The organism is Kribbella sp. WER1, assembly GCF_054189145.1.
In genome coordinates, this window is record NZ_CM135186.1 from 1,208,509 (window position 1) to 1,227,454 (window position 18,946).

Here is an 18,946-nt window from a genome sequence, read left to right on the forward strand (position 1 = left end):
TCCCGGTCTGGACTGAGGAGCGGAGCGACGAGGGAAGACCGGGAGCAACAGCCCCAGGACCCGCCGCGACGGAGTCGCGGCATTCAGCACAGCGACCGTAACGACGAGGGAAGACCGGGAGGTCAAGCCCGATGACTCACCGAGCCGGAGGCGAGGAATATGGGCAGTCATCGCAGCAACTTCGGGTCGAGGGCGTCCCGGATCGAGTCGCCGATGATCATGAACGAGATCGTCATCGTGGAGATGAAGACCGCCGGCCAGATGAACAGGTGCGGGGTGTCCCGGTACGACGCCGCGACGCCGAACTGCGAGCCCCACGAGATCGACGGCGGTTGCAGGCCGACGCCGAGGAAGGTGAGCGCCGCCTCCAGGCCGACCATGCCGCCGATGCCGAGCGTCGTCATCGCGAGCAGCGGCGCCATCGAGTTCGGGAACACGTGTTTGCGCAGGATCCGCAACGGCGGCACCCCGATCGAGCGGGCCGCCAGCACGTACTCGCGGTTCCGGACCGAGAACACCGTGGCCCGCATCAACCGCATCCCGCCCGGCCAGCTGATCACCAGGATGACGCCGACGATGATCCAGATGCTGCGGTCCTGCACCGAGTTCAGGATCACGATCAGCACCACGATGCCGGGGATCGAGAACAGCACGTCGGCGGTCCGCGAGATCAGCGCGTCGACCGCACCCGGGAAGTACCCGGCCAGCAGGCCGAGCGTCCCGGCCAGCAGGAACGCCCCGAAGCTCGCGCAGATACTGACCAGCACCGACGGGCGGGCGCCGTACACGACGTTCGCGAAGTAGTCGCAGCCCTGGATGTCGAACCCGAACGGGTGCCCCGGCCCGGGGCCCTGCCGGCTCTTGGCGAGCTCGCAGAACCGCGGGTCGACGGACGTGAACAGCTTCGGCACCGCCGCCATCGCGAAGAACAGCAGGAGCAGCAGGCTGCAGACGATGAACTGCGGCTTGCGCAGCAGCGCCCGCAGCAGCTCGCGGTTCGACAGGGTCCGGCCGTCGCCGAGTTCCTGCGCCTCGGCGCCGACGGCCGCGGAGATCTGTTCAGACATTGCGCACCCTCGGGTCCAGGACGCCGTACAGCACGTCGACCAGCAGGTTGATCAGGATGAACGAGATGAACGCGAGCGTGCACAGCAGCACCACCACGCCGCCCTCCTTCAGCTTGACCGCCTGGAACATGAACTGGCCGAGCCCGGGCAGGTTGAAGATGCTCTCGGTGATGATCGCGCCGCCGAACAGCCCGGCCAGGTCCAGGCCGATGAACGTGACGACGGGCAGCAACGCGTTCGGCAGGATGTGCCGCCAGAGCACCCGCTGCTCGCCGAGGCCCTTGGCCCGCGCGGTCTTCACGAAGTCCGCGTTCACGGTCTCCACGATCGAGGTCCGCATCAACCGGCCGAGCCCGGCGAAGCCGAGCACACCAATCACCAGCGCGGGCAGCAGGTACGACCGTGGATAGCCTTCCAGTACGCCGGACACCGGGAACCACTTGAGCCGCACCGCGAACAGGTACTGCGCGGCGAAGTACGCCACCAGACCCGGGATCGCGAGCAGCACGAGTGTTGCCAGCAGCAACGACCGGTCGACCCAGCCGTTCCGCTTGAAGCCCGCATAGATCCCGAAGATCAGCCCGAGCACCCACTGGAACACCAGGCTCATCGTGGCCAGCTTCAGCGTCACCGGGATCCGCAGCCGGAGCTGTTCGCCGATGTCGGCACCGGCGAACGTGGTGCCGAAGTGCCCGGTCAGGATGTCCTTCATGCTCAGCAGGTACTGGACGATGAACGGGTCGTCCAGGTGGTACTGCGCCCGCTTGGCGGCCAGCACCACGGCCGGGATCGGTTTGTCGCCGGCCAGTTCGCGCAGGGGGTCCCCGGGCATCGCGAACACGAGCGCGAAGACCCCCAGCGTGACGATCAGGCCGATCGGGATCGCCGCGAGGATGCGGCGGAGGACGAAACGGATCACTTGAAGGTCGCCCAGAGTGCCGAGACGCCGACGTACTTCGAGACCCGCGGCTGGATCTTCGCCGAGTGCAGGTACGCGTTCGACTTGGTGTACAGCGGGATCAGCGGCATGTCCTCGAGCGCGATGTCCTCGGCCTGCTGGTACAGCTTGATCGCCTTCTCCGGGTCCGGCTCGGCGTCACCCTTGGCCAGGACGGCGTCCAGCGCCGGGTTCGCGTAGTGGGCGAAGTTCGCGTCACCGTTGGACTTGAACATCGGCGTCAGGTAGTCCTCGATCGACGGGTAGTCGTGACCCCAGCCGCTGAACCGCAGGCCGTCGAGCTTGTGCGAGTCGGCCAGCGTGGTGATCTCCGAGCCCTGCTTGCCGGTGTACTTGACCTGCAGGCCGAGGTTCTGCCGGAGCATGTTGCCGATCGCCTCGGCGAAGATCTGCCCGGTCGCCGACGTGGTGTTGTAGTTGATGTTCAGCGGCCCGGAGAAGCCACCGGCCGCGGCCAAGTCGGCCTTCGCCTTCGAGGCGTCGAAGTCGCAGTACTTGCAGGCGTCGGCGCGGTAGCCGGCCATGTCCGGCGCGACCAGGCCCTTGGCCGGCTCGGACAGCCCGACCAGGTCGGCGAAGGCCTTCCGGTCGATCGCCTCCGAGAACGCGTGCCGCAGCTTCGGGTTCTTGAACCGCGCGTCCCAGGCCGGGATCACCAGGTAGTTCGCACCGGAGCTGATGCTGGTCACCCACTGGTCCGGGGCGTCGGTCTTGAAGCTCTTCACCTTGGTCGGCGGGACGTCGACGAAGTCCAGGTTCCCGGCCAGGAACTCGTTGTACGCCGTGTCGCCGTTCGGGATGAACTTGTACGTGATGTTGTCCGCCTGCGGGATCTGCGGACCCTTGTACCCGTCCCACTTGGTGAGCTTGATGTCGTCACCGGCGTTCCAGTCGCCCGCCATCTTGTACGGGCCGTTGCCGATCGGCTTGCGCTTGTACGCGTCCGGGTTCTTCCGGACCTCCTCGGGCAGCGGCGCCAGACCGAGGTACTGCAGCGTCAGCCCGAACTGCGAGAACGGCACCTTGAGCTTCACCGAGAAGGTCAGGTCGTCGATCTGCTTCAGGCCGCTGAGCGTCTTCACCGACGTCGGCTTCGGCGTGGCGCCGTCCGGGGTCGGCGGGTTCATCGCGTCGTAGCCCTCGACCTTGGAGAAGAAGCCGTTGTTCTTCCAGCCGTTCGAGCCCATCGCGGTCATGTTCCAGCTGTCCACGTAGTCCTTCGCGGTCAGCGGCTGGCCGTTCTGGAACGTGTTCCCGGCCTTCAGCTTGATCGTCCAGGTCTGGCTGGTCTTGTCCGGCGTGACCGAGTCGGCCATCACGTTCTGCAGCTTGCCCGTCTCCGGATCGGTCTGCACCAGCGGCGCGAAGATCGCCATCGCGATCCCGATCCCCGGGCTGCCGTTGTCGTTCAGCGGGTTGATGTACTCCAGCGGGTCGGCGACCATCGCGATGGTCTCGCTCTTGGCGCCGGAGCCGCCTCCACTGCTGCTCTTGCCGTCTCCACAGGAGGCGAGCACCAGCGCAAGGCCGAGTGCCACCCCCACAACCCCAGTCAGACGTCGCACGGTCAAACCAACTTCCTCGGCGGGAGGGCCGCTAGGCGGGCGGAACAAGCGTCATGGTGGCTGGTCGAAACTGCGCATGTCAACGTTGTCAGACGCAAAGCGGCGGCGCGTAACGTGAGCGTTACTTTGCCAAGACCTCAGATGACCAGCCCTTGGTTGTGAAGCGAACCCTCACTTAATCAGATCAGTGCGCCAGAGTCATCAGATGACAGCCCGGTTTGTGGCAAACCTCGCCTTTGCGCACAGCTGCGCATTATCAGCGGTAACCGGCCGCTTGCAGACTGTAGAGCTCCGCATACGTTCCGCCGTCCGCAAGCAACTCCGCGTGCGTACCGCGCTCGGTCACCCGGCCGTCCTCGAGGACCACGATCAGGTCCGCGGACCGGACCGTCGAGAACCGGTGCGAGATCAGCAGCGTGATCCGCCCGTCGGCCCGGCCGGCCCGCGCCTCGGCGGCCAGCCGGTCGAACAGGGCGGCCTCGGTCTGCGGGTCCAGCGACGCGCTCGGCTCGTCGAGGATCATCAGCAGCGGTGCCGGCCGGACCAGCGCCCGGGCGATCGCGAGCTTCTGCCACTGCCCGCCGGAGAGCTCGACGCCGTCGGCCCACGACGTACCGAGCTGGGTGTCGAGGCCGTTCGGCAGCTCGTCGACGAACGGCGCGTCGGCCTTGCCGATCGCGGTCCGGACCCGCGCCGGCGGCTCGTCCAGACCGCCGACACCGACCGCCTCACCCACGGTCAGCTGGTACCTGACGAAGTCCTGGAAGCCGGCGCTGATGCGTTGCCGGTACTGCGTGAGGTCGAGCGCGTCCAGGTCGACGCCGTCGACGAGGACCTCGCCGGAGCGCGGGCGGTACATACCGGTGAGCAGCTTCACCAGGGTCGACTTGCCCGCGCCGTTCTCGCCGACGATCGCGACGGTCTTCCCGGCCGGCAGGAACAGGTCCGTCCCGGGCAGCGCGAGCCGGTCGCCGTACCCGAAGGTCACGTTCTTCAGCTCGATCCCGTGCGTGAGCCGGTCCGGCGCCGGCGTCCGGCCCGGCTCGTACCGCGCCTGGTCCGCGAGCCAGAAGTAGTGCTCGGCCGAGGTGCGGACGCGGAGTACGGATCCGGCCAGGTCGAGGATTCGGTTCGCCGCGCTGACGACGGCACCGGCGAGCGCGATCGCCAGCGCCACGTCGCCGGGGGTCACGCGGCCGGCGGTCGCCTCGCGGAGGACGATCAGCAGCGCGCCGACGTACGCGATCGGGAACAGCGACCAGCCGGCCGCGCCGATCAGGACCGACCGGAAGAGCGCCGTGTGGGCGATCCGGTTCGCGTCGCCGGTCGCGCGGGCATGTTCGCGGAGGAGTTCGTCGCCGAGGGACGCGACGTGGATCTCCTGCGCCGACGAGGGCGCGACCGAGACCATGAAGAGCTGCTGGGCGAGGCGGCGGTGCGGGGCCGCCGCCAGCTCGGCACCGCGGCGGAGCTGCTCGGCGCGGCGGCTCAGCCAGAGCGCCGGAAGGGCGACGAGCGGGAGCAGGGCGAGGACGGGTTCGAGGTTCGCGAGCAGGACCGTGCTGATCACCAGCTGCGCGACGACCAGCGGGGCGATGAACGGCAGTGTGACGCTGTCGCCGAGTTCGGACGCCTCACGGCGCAACGACTGCAGGCGGTCGAGGAAGTCGGGCCGTTCGAAGTGCTCGATCCGCGGCGCGCCCGCGGCCAGTCGCAGGACCCGGCGCTCGGCGACGAAGCCGGACCGCTCACGCATCCGGATCGTCGCCCACCGGTAGCCGATCGGGGCGACCAGGACGAGGATCAGCGCGACCGCAACTCCGATGCCACCGGCAACGATCCGCCCTGGTTCGCCGGACACCACGCCGTCCACCAGCGGCCGGACCGCGAGCGCGAACAGCAGCGGGCTGACGAAGCTCGACATCGTGACGGCGGTGTACAGCAGGAACAGGCCCGGCCCGATCTCCCAGCCGAGCCCGATCAGCAGCCGGGCGGTGCTGATCCACGACTTCATGCCGGCTCCTCGAAACGTGCGGCCTGCAGGCGGAACATCCGGGCGTAGCTGCCGTCCAGCGCGAGCAGCGCGTCGTGCGAGCCCTGCTCGATCACCCGGCCGTCGTCGAGCACGACGATCGACGACGCCTGCCGGACCGTCGAGAACCGGTGCGAGATGAGGATCGTCGACAACCCCGCGGTCAGGTCGAGGAAGCGGCGGTACAGCTCGGCCTCCGAGCGGGCGTCGAGGTGCGCGGCCGGTTCGTCCAGGATCAGGACCTTGGCGCCGTGCTGTACGGCGTACAGCGCCCGGGCGAGACCGAGCCGCTGCCACTCCCCGCCCGAGAGCTCGACGCCGCCGTCGAACTCGGTGGAGAGGATCGTGTCCCAGCCGTTCGGCAGCGCGTCGACGACGCTCGTCGCTCCGGCCCGTTCGACGGCCGCGTCCGGTGACCCGTCGGCGCGACCGAAGCGCACGTTGTCGTACGCCGACAGCGGGAGCCGGAGCGGCTGCTGGAAGACGACCGCGAGCCGGCGGCGCCAGTCGTCGACGGCCAGGTCGCTCAGGTCGACGCCATCGACCGTGATCGTCCCGTCGGTCGGTTCGTACAGGCCGCAGAGGAGTTTGACCAGACTCGTCTTGCCGGCGCCGTTCGCTCCGACGATCGCGAGCGACTGTCCCGCGGGGATCGTCAGGTCGAGGTTGCGCAGTACCTGGCGATCGCCGGCCGGGTAGCCGAACGACACGTTGCGGAAGGCGATCGCGCGGGTCGGCAGGCCGGTCGCCGGGGCGGTCCCCCGGTCGGTCGGTACGACGGCGACCGCCTGCAGCGCCTCGTCGTACCGGCGGAGGGTGGCGAGGGCGAGTTCGGTCTGGAGGCCGGTCCAGGACGACTGCTGGATGCCGCCGAGCGCGATCAGGAACGTCTGCACGTACGTCGCGGTCGCGCCCGCGGACAGGCGGCCGGCCGTCGCCTCGCGGACCACCAGCACGATGCCGGTCAGCACGACGACGCCGAGCGCCGCGGTCGCGATCAGCGGGCGGCGGCCAGGGCGGTTCAGGACGCGTTCCATCGTCTGCACCCAGGTCTCGCCGTGCCGCGCGACGACGTACTCCGGGAGGCCGAACAGGCGGATCTCCTTCGCGGCGGGCGGCGTGCTGCCGAGGTCGTCGAAGTACCGCATCCGGCGGGCGGACTCGGTCGCGCCGTAGTGGTGACCGGCCTCGGTCCGGGAGGCGACCTTGTCCTCGTACGCCGCCCAGACGCCGGCGACCAGCAGACCGGCGCCGAGCCACCAGTGGAAACCGCCGAGGATGATGCCCGACGCAACGAGCACCGCCCGTCCGGTCGCCAGCCCGCCGATGGTGCTCACCAGCCGCCCCGGGCGCGCCCAGTCCGCTCGCAGCGTGTCGCGCCCGACCTCGATCAGTTGCGCGGTCGCCGGATCCTCCAGATGGCGCACACCGGCCGGCGCCGCCACCGCCCGCATCAGCTCATGCTGCAGTACGGCGTCGACCCGCTCCCCCAACGCCGTCGCCGACGCCCGCTGCAGCACCCCCGCGAGCCACTGCACCAACAGGCACCCGGCAGCAACGACAGCCCAGGCCACAGCCCGCCCGGACTCACCGTGGACGACCGCCGCGACAACCTGACCGATCGCGACCACGGTCCCCACCGGCGCGGCGGCAGACAGCACGATCGTCGCCGCGCTCGTCACGAACAACCCGCGCCCAGCCCGCCACGCCACCTCGGCGAACCGCAGAATCCCGGAGTCGGACGGCATCTTCCCCACCCTTCCGCACGAACCGGCCAACCTACCAGCGGATTACTCGTTCTGTGCGGCGAAGAGGCGGGCGAAACGGCCTTCGGGGCGGCTGATCAGGTGGTGGTAGGTGCCTTCCTCGACCACCCGGCCGTCGTCGACGACGTAGATCCGGTCCATCTCCCGCAGCGTCCACGCCCGGTGGGAGACCACGATCGTGATCCGGGCGGCGCTGGTACGGCGGAGTTCGGCGAAGATCTCCTGCTCCGCCTCCGCGTCGATCGCCGACGTCGGCTCGTCGAGGATCCAGATGCCCGCGTCCCGCAGCCGGATCCGGGCAAGCGCCAGCCGCTGCCACTGCCCGCCGGAGATCCCCGTACCGCCCCACTGCTGCCCGAGCTGCGTGTCCAGCGGCAGGTCCGCGGCGAACGTCCCCGCCAACGCCCCACGCACCTGCCGGTCCCCCACCTCCTCCGGCGCGCCGAGCGCGACCGCCTCCCGCAGCGTGAACTCGAAGCGCCCGAACTCCTGCACCAGCAGCCCGAAGTGCGCGAGCCGCTCCGCCTCGCCCATCCCGGCCGCGTCCACGCCGTCGATCAGCACCCGCCCACCGTCCGGCCGCAGGCTCCCGACCAGCAGGTTGATCGCGGTCGACTTCCCCGCCCCGTTGACGCCGACCAGCGCCACCAGCTCACCCCGCCGCGCCTCGATCCGTACCCCGCGCAGCGTCGGCTGCACCGCCCCCGGGTACCGGAACGTCACGTTGTCCAAGGCAACAGAATCCACCCGCCGCCGCACCGTACGACGCCCCGCCGCGGGCACGCTGCGCACGAACCGCCGGTAGATCGCCGCCTGCGGTGCGGCCGTCACGATGGTGCCGAACGCGTACCCGCACTGCCGGATCGCATTCAACCCGGAGACCGTCCCCGCGACCGCCGCCACCGCCCCCGCACTCGAACCGCCCAGTGCCATCAGTGTCATCAGGGCCCCGCCGAACAGCAGCACCGTCACGAACGCCGCCCCCAGCTCGTAGAACATCGCCGCCCGCACCATCCGGTCGAGGACCCCGGTCGCGGCGGTCCGGCTCTCCGCGACCAACCCGGCCACCTTCCACCCGGACCCGAGCACCGCCAGCTCGGTCCCCGGGCGCTGCTGGATCAACTGCTCGGTCGCGTACGCCGCCCTGCGCTCGTGCTCCGCGACCCGCGGCCAGCCCGTCGCCTCCATCCGTGAGATCAACGTGAACGCGAGCACCGTCGGCGCCAGCGCGGCGAGCACCAGCAGCCCCGACACCAGGTTGATCGACGCGATCGCCACGCACAGTACGACGGCCGTCGCCGCCGCGCTGAGCACCTGGACCGGCTTCCCGGCCACATCGCTCATCGGATGCGTCGCGGCCTGACTCGCCTCCAGGTCCCGCACCACCGCGGGCTCGGCCAGCCGGCTCGGACTCAGCCGCGCCGCGACCTCCGCGAGCTCCACCCGCAACGCCAGCCGGAGCCGCAACATCATCCGCTGCCCGATCGTGTTCGCCACCTGCGTCAACGGGTACATCGCCCCGACCACAACGGTCAGCCCGAGCAACGGCCCCCAGCGATCCCGCCCTTCGACCAGCTGACGGATCAGCACCACCTGCATACCCGGCAGCACCGCCAGCAGCAACTGCAGAACGGAGTACGTCGCCAGCCGTCCCGGAGTGATCCGGACGGCGTCGGTCAATGAATCACGGACAGCACGGAACGCGTCGAACACGAGGATCCCTTTGCACGCAGGCCGGAGCTGACGCCGGGTCCCCGGCGCCGCTCACGTCGGCCGCAAATTGCGTGTCATCCCAGCAAGCGGGCCCTGCCCGTGCGTCCAGGGATCCAGTAGCAGATCACGATGACGTGTTTCAGGGCACATTACCCCGCGAACGTCAGACCGTGAAGGCGCCGGTGTTCTCGTCGAAGGGGCCCATCACGGTCAGGGCCGGGGCGCCGGCGTACAGCTCGGCGGCCAGGTTCGTGACGTCGTCGAGGGTGACCGCGTCGATGCGGTGCAGGATCTCGTCGACGGTCGGGAGTTCGCCGTACACCAGCTCGGCCTTGGCGATCCGGGTCATCTTGGCGCCGGTGTCCTCCAGGCCCATCACCACCGAGCCGCGCATCTGGCCCTTGCCGCGGAGCAGCTCGTCCGGGGTGATGTTGCCCTGGGCAATCGCCTCGAGCTCGCCGCGGATCACGTCCAGCACCTCGGGGGCCTTCTTCGGCAGACAGCCCGCGTACACGCCGACCATGCCGGAGTCGGCGTACGCCGAGCCGAACGTGAACACCGAGTACGCCAGCCCGCGCTTCTCCCGCACCTCCTGGAACAGCCGCGACGACATCCCGCCGCCGACGATCCCGTGCAGCACGCCGGCGATGTAGCGCCGCTCGTCGCTGCGCACCAGCCCGGGCATCCCGAGCACCAGGTGCGCCTGCTCGACGTCGCGGTGATGCACCTGCACCCCGCCGTACGTCGGCACCCGCCGGGCCGCGCCGCGGCGGACCGCGATCGGCTCGGCCTCGGCCGTCACCCAGTGCCGCTCGAACGCCTTGCGGACCAGGCGGACGACGTCGGCGTGGTCGACGTTGCCGGCCACCGAGACGACGATGTTCGACGGCTTGTAGCGGCGGCGGTACCAGCCGGCCACCTGCTGGCGGGACAGGCCGGCGACCGATTCCGGCGTACCGGTGATCGACCGGCCGAGCGGGGACTTGCCCCACAGCTGCTCGGCGAACAGGTCGTGGATGTGGTCCGACGTCTCGTCGGCGTGCATCGCGATCTCTTCGTCGATGACGTCCCGCTCACTCTCCACGTCGGTGTCGGTGAGCGTCGCGGAGGTGATCATGTCGCAGATGACGTCGACCGCGAGCGGCAGGTCGGTGTCCAGCACCCGCGCGTAGTAGCAGGTGTACTCCTTGCCGGTGAACGCGTTCATCTCGCCGCCGACCGCGTCGATCGCGGCGGAGATCTCGAGCGCGTCGCGGCGCTCGGTGCCCTTGAACAGCAGGTGTTCGAGGAAGTGCGTCGCACCTGCCAGCTGGGCGGGCTCGTCGCGGGAACCGACGCCGACCCAGAGGCCGAAAGTGACCGAGCGGAAGCCCGGTACCGACTGGGAGAGAACCCGGAGCCCGGAGGGCAGGACGGTCCGTTTCACCGGACCGCCCGCCTCCGGGCTCAGCAGGGTACTCGTGATTGCGCGAGTCACTCGGCCGCGGACTCGTCCTTCTTCTCTTCGCCCTCGATGACCGGGATCAACGAGAGCTTGCCGCGGTCGTCGATCTCGGCGATCTCGACCTGCAGCTTCTGGCCGACCGACAGCACGTCCTCGACCGCCTCGACGCGCTTGCCACCGGCCAGCGGACGCAGCTTCGAGATGTGCAGCAGGCCGTCCTTGCCCGGCAGCAGGCTGATGAACGCACCGAAGTTGGTCGTCTTCACGACCGTGCCCAGGTAGCGCTCGCCCTTCTCCGGCATGGTCGGGTTCGCGATCGCGTTGATCGCGGCCCGGGCGGCCTCCGCCGACGGACCGTCGGTGGCGCCGATGTACACCGTGCCGTCGTCCTCGATCGAGATGTCGGCGCCGGTGTCCTCGGTGATCTGGTTGATCATCTTGCCCTTCGGGCCGATGACCTCGCCGATCTTGTCGACCGGGACCTTCACCGAGATGACCCGCGGCGCGAACTCGCTCATCTCACCCGGCGCGTCGATGGCCTTGGCCATCACGTCCAGGATCGTCAGGCGGGCGTCCTTGGCCTGGGTCAGCGCGCCGGCCAGCACGCTCGCCGGGATGCCGTCCAGCTTGGTGTCCAGCTGCAGGGCGGTGACGAAGTCCTTCGTACCGGCGACCTTGAAGTCCATGTCGCCGAACGCGTCCTCCGCGCCCAGGATGTCGGTCAGCGCGACGTACTGCGTCTCGCCGTCGACGTCACCTGAGATCAGACCCATCGCGATACCGGCGACCGGAGCCTTCAGCGGGCAGCCGGCGTTCAGCAGCGCGAGCGTCGAGGCGCAGACCGAACCCATCGAGGTGGAGCCGTTCGAGCCGAGGGCCTCGGAGACCTGACGGATCGCGTACGGGAACTCCTCGCGGCTCGGCAGCACCGGCACCAGGGCCCGCTCGGCCAGCGCGCCGTGACCGATCTCGCGGCGCTTCGGCGAACCCACCCGGCCGGTCTCACCGGTCGAGTACGGCGGGAAGTTGTAGTTGTGCATGTAGCGCTTGCGCGTCTCCGGGGAGAGCGTGTCGAGCTGCTGCTCCATCCGGAGCATGTTCAGCGTGGTGACACCCATGATCTGGGTCTCGCCGCGCTCGAACAGCGCCGAGCCGTGCACCCGCGGGAGCACGCCGATCTGCGCCTTCAGCGGCCGGATGTCGGTCAGCCCGCGGCCGTCGATCCGGACCTTGTCCTTGAGCACACGCTGCCGGACCAGCTTCTTGGTCAGCGAGCGGAAGGCTGCGGACAGCTCCTTCTCGCGGCCCTCGAAGTCGGCGGCCAGCTTCTCCACCGTGGCGGCCTTGACCGCGTCGGTGGCGTCGTCACGCTCGTGCTTGCCGGCGATGGTCAGCGCCTGGGCGAGCTCCTCGCTCGCGGAGGCCTCGACCGCGGCGAACGCGTCGTCGGCGTAGTCCGGGAACAGCGGGAACTCGCCGGTCGGCTTCGCGGCCCGCGCGGCCAGGTCGGCCTGCGCCTCGACCAGGGTCTTGATGAAGCCCTTCGAGGCCTCCAGACCCGCGGCGACGATCTCCTCGGTCGGCGCCTGCACACCGGAGGCGACCTTCTCGAAGGTGCCCGGGGTGGACTCGGCCTCGACCATCATGATCGCGACGTCACCGGTCTCGGTGACCCGGCCCGCGACCACCATGTCGAAGACCGCGTCCTCGAGCTCGGTGTGGGTCGGGAACGCCACCCACTGGCCCTCGATCAGCGCGACGCGGACGCCGCCGATCGGGCCGGAGAACGGCAGGCCGGCGAGCTGCGTCGACATCGACGCGGCGTTGATCGCGAGCACGTCGTACAGCTTGTCCGGGTTCAGCGCCAGGACCGTGATGACGACCTGGATCTCGTTCCGCAGGCCGGACACGAACGACGGCCGCAGCGGGCGGTCGATCAGCCGGCAGGTCAGGATGGCCTCTTCGGACGGCCGGCCCTCGCGACGGAAGAACGAGCCGGGGATCCGGCCCGCGGCGTACATCCGCTCCTCGACGTCCACCGTCAACGGGAAGAAGTCGAACTGGTCCTTGGGCTTCTTGCTGGCCGTGGTGGCCGAGAGCACCATCGTGTCGCCGTCGAGGTACGCCGCGGCGGAGCCGGCGGCCTGCTGGGCCAGACGGCCCGTCTCGAAGCGAATGGTGCGGGTGCCGAAGCTGCCGTTGTCGATGACGGCCTCAGCGAAGTCGGCGCCGTCCATCGGCGCACTTGTGGATCCCGACACGGGATACCCCTCTCTCACAGTGTGACGACTGCGAGGCGCGAGCTTCCGGGGTGCCGGTCTTCGATCGAGGCCCGCGGATCGCCGTTGGCCATCCGAAAGCCACTACCGAGGACCGGTCGTCCTCCCGCCACGCGCTTCGCGTCGCCTCGTTTCGTCTTTCCTACTCGATCTTCAGTTGTCCCGCACGCACCGGCATGCGGATACGCCAAGAGCGGCCACCCGGAATCGGGAGGCCGCTCCTCGCGACGTCATCGGCGCAGACCGAGCCGCTCGATCAGGGACCGGTAGCGGTTGATGTCCTTCTTCGCCAGGTAGTTCAGCAGCCGGCGGCGCTGACCGACGAGCAGCAGCAGGCCACGACGGCTGTGGTGGTCGTGCTTGTGCTCCTTGAGGTGCTCGGTCAGGTGGCTGATCCGGTGGGTCAGCAGCGCGACCTGGACCTCGGGGGATCCGGTGTCACCCTCGGTCAGGGCGTACTCGCCCATGATCTTCTTCTTCGTAGCAGCGTCAACAGCTGACACAGGTATCCTCTCGATTTCCGTTGCGCGGCGCACCGGGGCATTCTCCACCCGAGCACTCTCGATCCGCGGCCGTTCAGACGGCAGCAGCCAGCGTATCAGTCCGTGGACGGGCCGCCCTAATCAGCCCTGATCAGCCCTGAGCAGGCGGCGCGCGCCGTCGACGTCGGCCTTCATCTGGACGAGCAGCTCGTCGATGCTGCCGAACCGGATCTGGGTGCCACGCAGCCGGGCCACGAAGTCGATCGCGACCTTGGCGCCGTACAGCTCGAGGTCGTCGCGGTCCAGCACGTACGACTCCACCCGCCGGTCCAGGCCGTCGAACGTCGGGTTCGTCCCGACGCTGATCGCGGCCGGCAGCCGGTCCGGGTACGCCGGTGCCCCCGGTGCCGGGGTGAGTACGGTCAGCCACCCGGCGTACACGCCGTCCTGCGGGACCGCGGCACCCGGGTCCGCCGGGATGTTCGCGGTCGGGTACCCGAGCTCGCGCCCGCGCTTGTCGCCTTCGACGACCACGCCGGTCACCCGGAGCGGCCGGCCGAGCGCCGCCGCGGCCGCCTCGACGTCACCGTCGGCGAGCTGCTGCCGGATGTACGTCGACGACCAGGGCTGCCGCTCCCCCGCCAGGCCGAGCCCCTCGACCTGGAAGCCGTACTGCGTACCGGCCTGGACGAGCGTGTCCACGTGGCCGGCGGCCTTGTGGCCGAAGCGGAAGTTCTCGCCGACCACGATCGCCTTCGCGTGCAGGGCGTTCACCAGCGTGCGCTCGATGAACTCCTCGGGCGACCAGTTCGAGACGTCCTTGGTGAACGAGAGGATCAGCACCGCGTCCGCCCCGGCGGCCCCGAGCAGCTCGGCACGCTGCTCCGGGTCGCTGAGCATCAGCGGCGCGTGGTCCGGCCGCAGCACCCGCATCGGGTGCGGGTCGAACGTCATCGCGACCACCGGTAGTCCGCCCAGCTCGGCGGCCCGCGCGCGGGCGTGCGCGAGCACCTCCTGGTGACCGCGGTGCACCCCGTCGAAGTTGCCGATCGTGACCACCGTCGGCCCGAGATCCGGGCTCACCTGGTCCAATCCGTGCCAGACACGCATGGCAGCAGGATTCCATGCCCGGAGGCGATTGCTTCAACCAGGTCGCCGATCACCCCTTGTAATCGTGCCGTGACTCAACTTATGGTGGGCCGCGCCCGTTGTGGCACTGCTGAGTCCTGGGGAGGTCCCGTGAAGGTACGCCGTCTCATCGCGGCCTGTGCTGCACTCGCGCTGCTGGGCGGCCTGCCGGTCGCGCAGGCGGCCGCGACGCCGCGCTTCGAGCGGTACGTCGCGCTCGGCGACTCGTACACGGCCGCGCCGTTCGTGCCGCTGCCGGAGGTGCTGTCGCTCGGCTGCTTCCGGTCGTACAACAACTACCCCAAGCAGCTCGCGGCGAAGCTGCACGTCCGGCACCTGACCGACGTGAGCTGCGGCGGCGCCGACACCACGAACATGACGCAGCCGCAGAGCACACTGCTCGGGACCGCGGCGCCGCAGTTCGACGCGCTCACGCCGGACACGGACCTGGTCACGGTCGGGATCGGCGGCAACGACTTCGGCGTCTTCGGCAGCATCATCGACACCTGCCCGGGGCTGCGCGCCTCGGACCCGGCCGGCGCGCCGTGCAAGGCGCACTTCACGGTCAACGGCGTCGACACGCTGCGGCAGAAGATCGCCCAGACGCAGACCCGGATCGCGATCGTCGTCCAGGGCATCAAGGCCCGGTCGCCGAAGGCCGAGATCATCCTGCTCGGCTACCCGAAGATCGCTCCCGAGCACGGCACCTGCCCGACGAAGCTGCCGTTCGCTGACGGTGACTACACCTACCTGTACTCGATCGAGCAGGCGCTGAACACCGCCGTCTCGAACGCGGCCGCCGCCGGCGGGGCGAAGTACGTCGACACCTTCGGGCCGTCGACCGGGCACGACGCCTGCGCGCCGGACGGGCAGGCCTGGATCCAGGGCAAGGACGTCAACGTCCTGCGCGCCTGGAACTACCACCCCCGCTACGAGGGCGAGGCCGGGATGGCGTCGCTCACCTACAAGACGCTGACCGGTCAGCCGGCCGTCGTCACCGCCGCGGAGCAGGCTTCCTGGTCCCGGCAGGCGACGGCGCTGGCGAAGCAGGCGGCTGTGTCACCCCAACAGGCCCGTGTGGCCTCCTTGAACCGCGTACGGACCAGCGCGCAACGCTGACCCTTTCCAATCCGTACCGCGGACTCCGGGCCGGGCCACCTCACGCGTGGCTCGGCCCGGTGGTTTCTGTCAGCAGTTCGGTCAGCGCCTGCCCGAGGGGCAGGTTCACCCGGTACGTCGCGTACGGGTCGCCGCGAGTCAGGCCCTGGTTGATGATCAGCACCGGCGTACCGGCCTTCGCGGCATGCCGGACGAACCGGAAGCCGGACATCACGGTCAGCGACGAGCCGAGGACCAGGACGGCGTTCGCGGCGTCGACCAGGTCGTAGCAGCGCTGCACGCGGCTCCGCGGGACGTTCTCGCCGAAGAACACCACGTCGGGCTTGAGGACGCCGCCGCAGACCGTGCACGGTACGACGGTGAATGTCCGGACGACCTCGTCCGGCAGCTCGACGTCGCCGTCCGGGTTGATCCGGGTCGCCTCGGCGGTGAACGCCTGGTTGGCGGCGCGCAGCCGGCGGTCCAGGATCTCGCGGGCGGACGTCGTACCGCAGTCCAGGCAGATGATCCGGTCGAGGTTGCCGTGCAGCTCGATCACGTCGCGGGCACCGGCGGCCTGGTGCAGGCCGTCGACGTTCTGGGTGATGATCCCGCTCAGCGTGCCGTGGGCCTGGAGGGCGGCGACGGCGCGGTGGCCGTCGTTCGGGTGCGCGCGGGCGATCGTCCGCCAGCCGAGGTGGCTGCGCGCCCAGTACCGCTGCCGCGCGGCCTCGCTGCCGGTGAAGTCGCCGAACGTCATCGGGGTGTGCGTCCGCAGGCTCCCGGTCTCGCCGCGGTAGTCCGGGATCCCGGACTCGGTCGACAGGCCGGCACCGCTCAGTACGACGACTCCCCCGCCGGCCACCACCTCGGCAACCGGCCCCACCTCTGCCGCCCCCGGCTGCAACGCCAGCACCTCGGGCCCCGGGGCCCACTCCAACGTCGGACGAGAACGCACCGCTCCAGCGTACCTAGTGCCCCGGTGCGCCTGGGCCGTGGAGACAGTCAGCGGGGTCTGGGAACAGGCAATAGCTTGTTCCCAGACCCCGCGGGTTGTTCACAGTCCCGACGCAGGAGCGGGAACCAGCCGGTGCGGAACTTCCAGGAGCGGCCGGTGCGGATGTGGTCGACGACGGCGCGTTGCAGAGTCGTTGTGCGTGGCAACGTGGCGAGCTCCGTCAGGGGGCGCTTGAAGAGGAACTCGACGACGGTGGCGCCGTCGTCCTTGTCCGCCTCGGGCAACAGCGTGAAGCGTTGCTGGAAGCGGATGATGTTGGTGTCGGCGGACAGGTAGTCCGTCAGTTGCGGGTCGAGGACCCAGGAGACGCAGGTGGCGAAGCGGTACTGCTCGTCCGGATAGTGCGTGCCGAAGAAGATGCGGGCGCGGTCCAGCGCGGCGTCGACCGACTCGGGAGTGAGCCGTCCTTCCGGGATGTGCAGTCCGAGGACGGGTTCGTCGCGCGCCGGGCCGCCGGGGGCGTCGTACCAGGAGCGTTGGCGTTCGAAGTGCAGGCGGTCGAGGGCGTAGATGGCGCCGCGGAAGTGGTGGGTCACCCAGTTCTGGGTGTGCAGGCCGCCTTCGCCGAACAGTTCCCGGCGGTTCGCCATCTGGGCGCCGAGGACCGCGAGGCTCGGCCACGAGTCGGCGTCGGGAATGCCGCGGTCCGCGTGATAGCGGCGTACGGCGGGGAGGGTGGCCAGGAAGGCCCAGACGTAGAGGAACCGACCGACCGGGCCGGTCACGGGCCCGAGGTCCGGCCAGGGCGGCAACGGCCCCGTGGTTCCGAGGCGCTCGACGAGTTGGTGATGACAACGCTCGAGCAGCCACCACAGCTCAGGATCGCGGACCGGGTCGGGCCGGTTCGCGAGCGTGTCCGAGCGGTCCTCGTCGCTCAGCCCGAGCCGGGCGAGCACTCCGTCCGGGTCCGCTCCCGAGGACCATCCGGTCAGATCGATCGGCGCAGTCGGCGGGCCGAGCTCCGCGAGCACGCCGAGGTCTGCGAGGGCGTCGTCGGCGAGCCCCAGCCGGGCGACGAGCCGGGCCACCTCGGCGTCGGGTTCTGTCATGGTTATTCAACTGCACCCTTCGATATAGCGAAAATAGAATCGCTATCTCGTACATGAAAAGGTAGAGCCGAGCATGGCGGACGGCAAGATCTCAGCCGTTGCCGTTCCCGGCGGCTAGCGGAACGAGCTCCACAGCCTGACACTCGCGAACACCATGCCCACCGCCAGCGCGGTGACCACCGCCTGGCCGATCCGTGCCGAGGTCATCGCATCCTCCGGGTTGACGATGTAGACGGCGTACCCGTTCGCGAGCGCGTCCGTCACCAGCACCGCGGACCCGAGCGCCAGCCCCGCCCGCCGCCGCGCCGCGATCAGCACCGCGCTCGCGGCGTCCAACGCGATCAGCGCGGTGAAGTAACCACCCAGCCACACCGGGAAGTCCGCATAAGCATTCAGCCCGTACGTGATCAGGTCGTAGGCATGTACGGCGGTCCCGTACCCGAAGACCACCACCGCCCCGACCCGCACCGGCCCCTCCCGCACGCGCTCCAGCGTACGGCCAGATCAGTCGACGCGAGGCGGACCGGCGCGCAGGCGGCGTTCGGCGTTCTCGCGGACCACCTTCTGGTCGAGTGACGACCAGTCGGCGTCGATCCACCAGGTGGCGCCTGCCTCGGCCCACGGGCGGACGACGTCCGCGGCCTTGGGGTCGTCGTACCGGGTCGAGCCTTCGGCGGGGATCTCGTACCCGTCCATCGTCAGGCCGTGCTCGGCGCGCTCCTTCCGGATCCACTCGACGCCCTGCGCAACCACCTCCGGCGTCACCTCGCCGTCACCGACGAACGCCGGCAGCCAGCCGTCCTGGAGGGCCGCGCGGCGCATCGACTTCGGCCGCGGCCAGCCGCCGACCACCCAGGTCGGCACCCGCGGCTGCTGCACCGGTGGCGGCGGCGCGGGCGGATTCAGCTCGGCGACCTTGCGGGCGCTGAAGTGCTTCCCCGAGAAGTCGAACGGCTCGTCACGCCACAGGTACGGCAGCATCGCGAGCGACTCGTCCATCAGCTCCGCGCGCACCTTCCGGCCCGGATCCTCCTCGAACAGCCAGAATCGGTCCTCGCCCGTCACCCCGAGCCCGACCGACAGGATCACCCGGCCGTTGCTGAGGTTGTCGACGGTCGAGACCTGCCCGGCGACGTCCCAGGGTTTTCGGCGCGGCAGCGGCGTGAGCATGGTGCCCAGCCGGATCCGCTCCGTCGTCATCGCGGCCGCGCCGAGCAGCACCCAGGCGTCGATCCCCCAGATCGACTCCCAGACGAAGAACCCGTCCCAGCCGTGCTCCTCCGCGACCACGGCCAGCTCGGCCGCGTCCCGCGCATCGCCGTACGCCATCACGAACCCGTATTTCAT

At 69.9% G+C, this 18,946-nt stretch carries 15 protein-coding genes; 1 reads left to right on the forward strand and 14 read right to left on the reverse strand.

Annotated elements, in window-relative coordinates:
- Positions 1-167 precede the first annotated feature (167 nt).
- From ACXJJ3_RS05940 to ACXJJ3_RS05985, 10 genes are all read right to left on the reverse strand, one after another.
- Positions 168-1,067 carry an ABC transporter permease gene (locus ACXJJ3_RS05940; protein ID WP_458168931.1) on the reverse strand — a complete coding sequence of 300 codons (900 nt, stop codon included), beginning with the start codon at positions 1,065-1,067 and terminating at the stop codon, positions 168-170.
- Complete coding sequence (locus ACXJJ3_RS05945; RefSeq protein WP_458168932.1) at positions 1,060-1,986, reverse strand: ABC transporter permease; 927 nt, start codon at positions 1,984-1,986, stop codon at positions 1,060-1,062. The genes ACXJJ3_RS05940 and ACXJJ3_RS05945 overlap by 8 nt, the downstream gene beginning before the upstream one ends.
- Positions 1,983-3,563 carry a peptide ABC transporter substrate-binding protein gene (locus ACXJJ3_RS05950; protein WP_458168933.1) on the reverse strand — a complete coding sequence of 527 codons (1,581 nt, stop codon included), beginning with the start codon at positions 3,561-3,563 and terminating at the stop codon, positions 1,983-1,985. The genes ACXJJ3_RS05945 and ACXJJ3_RS05950 overlap by 4 nt, the downstream gene beginning before the upstream one ends.
- Before the next feature lie 283 nt (positions 3,564-3,846).
- The gene (locus tag ACXJJ3_RS05955) at positions 3,847-5,604 is read right to left on the reverse strand and encodes an ABC transporter ATP-binding protein (RefSeq protein WP_458168934.1); all 1,758 of its coding nucleotides are present in this window, start codon (positions 5,602-5,604) and stop codon (positions 3,847-3,849) included.
- A complete protein-coding gene (locus ACXJJ3_RS05960) occupies positions 5,601-7,370 on the reverse strand; it encodes an ABC transporter ATP-binding protein (protein ID WP_458168935.1) in 1,770 nt (589 codons plus the stop codon). Before ACXJJ3_RS05960 ends, ACXJJ3_RS05955 begins: the two co-directional genes overlap by 4 nt.
- 42 nt (positions 7,371-7,412) lie before the next feature.
- Entirely contained in the window at positions 7,413-9,101 is a 1,689-nt protein-coding gene (locus ACXJJ3_RS05965; RefSeq protein WP_458168936.1) for an ATP-binding cassette domain-containing protein, read from the reverse strand.
- Positions 9,102-9,264: 163 nt separating this feature from the next.
- Positions 9,265-10,578 carry a M16 family metallopeptidase gene (locus ACXJJ3_RS05970; RefSeq protein ID WP_458168937.1) on the reverse strand — a complete coding sequence of 438 codons (1,314 nt, stop codon included), beginning with the start codon at positions 10,576-10,578 and terminating at the stop codon, positions 9,265-9,267.
- Complete coding sequence (locus ACXJJ3_RS05975; protein ID WP_458171862.1) at positions 10,575-12,782, reverse strand: polyribonucleotide nucleotidyltransferase; 2,208 nt, start codon at positions 12,780-12,782, stop codon at positions 10,575-10,577. The genes ACXJJ3_RS05970 and ACXJJ3_RS05975 overlap by 4 nt, the downstream gene beginning before the upstream one ends.
- Positions 12,783-13,054: 272 nt before the next feature.
- Positions 13,055-13,327 carry a 30S ribosomal protein S15 gene (rpsO, locus tag ACXJJ3_RS05980; protein WP_171670133.1) on the reverse strand — a complete coding sequence of 91 codons (273 nt, stop codon included), beginning with the start codon at positions 13,325-13,327 and terminating at the stop codon, positions 13,055-13,057.
- Between the two features lie 120 nt (positions 13,328-13,447).
- Complete coding sequence (locus ACXJJ3_RS05985; protein WP_458168938.1) at positions 13,448-14,416, reverse strand: bifunctional riboflavin kinase/FAD synthetase; 969 nt, start codon at positions 14,414-14,416, stop codon at positions 13,448-13,450.
- A gap of 129 nt (positions 14,417-14,545) precedes the next feature.
- Between ACXJJ3_RS05985 and ACXJJ3_RS05990 the strand changes: the two genes are divergently transcribed.
- A complete protein-coding gene (locus ACXJJ3_RS05990; protein WP_458168939.1) occupies positions 14,546-15,553 on the forward strand; it encodes an SGNH/GDSL hydrolase family protein in 1,008 nt (335 codons plus the stop codon).
- Between the two features lie 40 nt (positions 15,554-15,593).
- On the opposite strand, the gene ACXJJ3_RS05995 is transcribed toward ACXJJ3_RS05990, so the two are convergent.
- The 4 genes from ACXJJ3_RS05995 to ACXJJ3_RS06010 form a co-directional block, all read right to left on the reverse strand.
- A complete protein-coding gene (locus tag ACXJJ3_RS05995; RefSeq protein WP_458168940.1) occupies positions 15,594-16,490 on the reverse strand; it encodes an NAD-dependent protein deacetylase in 897 nt (298 codons plus the stop codon).
- A 47-nt stretch (positions 16,491-16,537) separates the two neighbouring features.
- On the reverse strand, positions 16,538-17,599 hold the full coding sequence (locus tag ACXJJ3_RS06000; RefSeq protein ID WP_458168941.1) for an acyltransferase domain-containing protein: 1,062 nt from the start codon (positions 17,597-17,599) through the stop codon (positions 16,538-16,540).
- 114 nt (positions 17,600-17,713) lie between these two features.
- A complete protein-coding gene (locus tag ACXJJ3_RS06005; protein ID WP_458168942.1) occupies positions 17,714-18,082 on the reverse strand; it encodes a hypothetical protein in 369 nt (122 codons plus the stop codon).
- 21 nt (positions 18,083-18,103) lie between these two features.
- The gene (locus ACXJJ3_RS06010; protein WP_458168943.1) at positions 18,104-18,946 is read right to left on the reverse strand and encodes an LLM class flavin-dependent oxidoreductase; all 843 of its coding nucleotides are present in this window, start codon (positions 18,944-18,946) and stop codon (positions 18,104-18,106) included.

Coding starts and splice junctions, on each gene's coding strand:
- ACXJJ3_RS05940 (WP_458168931.1), bottom strand. CDS start 1,067: ATGTCTGAACAGATCTCCGCGGCCGTCGGCGCCGAGGCGCAGGAACTC.
- ACXJJ3_RS05955 (WP_458168934.1), bottom strand. CDS start 5,604: ATGAAGTCGTGGATCAGCACCGCCCGGCTGCTGATCGGGCTCGGCTGG.
- ACXJJ3_RS05960 (WP_458168935.1), bottom strand. CDS start 7,370: ATGCCGTCCGACTCCGGGATTCTGCGGTTCGCCGAGGTGGCGTGGCGG.
- ACXJJ3_RS05975 (WP_458171862.1), bottom strand. CDS start 12,782: ATGGACGGCGCCGACTTCGCTGAGGCCGTCATCGACAACGGCAGCTTC.
- ACXJJ3_RS05985 (WP_458168938.1), bottom strand. CDS start 14,416: ATGCGTGTCTGGCACGGATTGGACCAGGTGAGCCCGGATCTCGGGCCG.
- ACXJJ3_RS06000 (WP_458168941.1), bottom strand. CDS start 17,599: ATGACAGAACCCGACGCCGAGGTGGCCCGGCTCGTCGCCCGGCTGGGG.
- ACXJJ3_RS06010 (WP_458168943.1), bottom strand. CDS start 18,946: ATGAAATACGGGTTCGTGATGGCGTACGGCGATGCGCGGGACGCGGCC.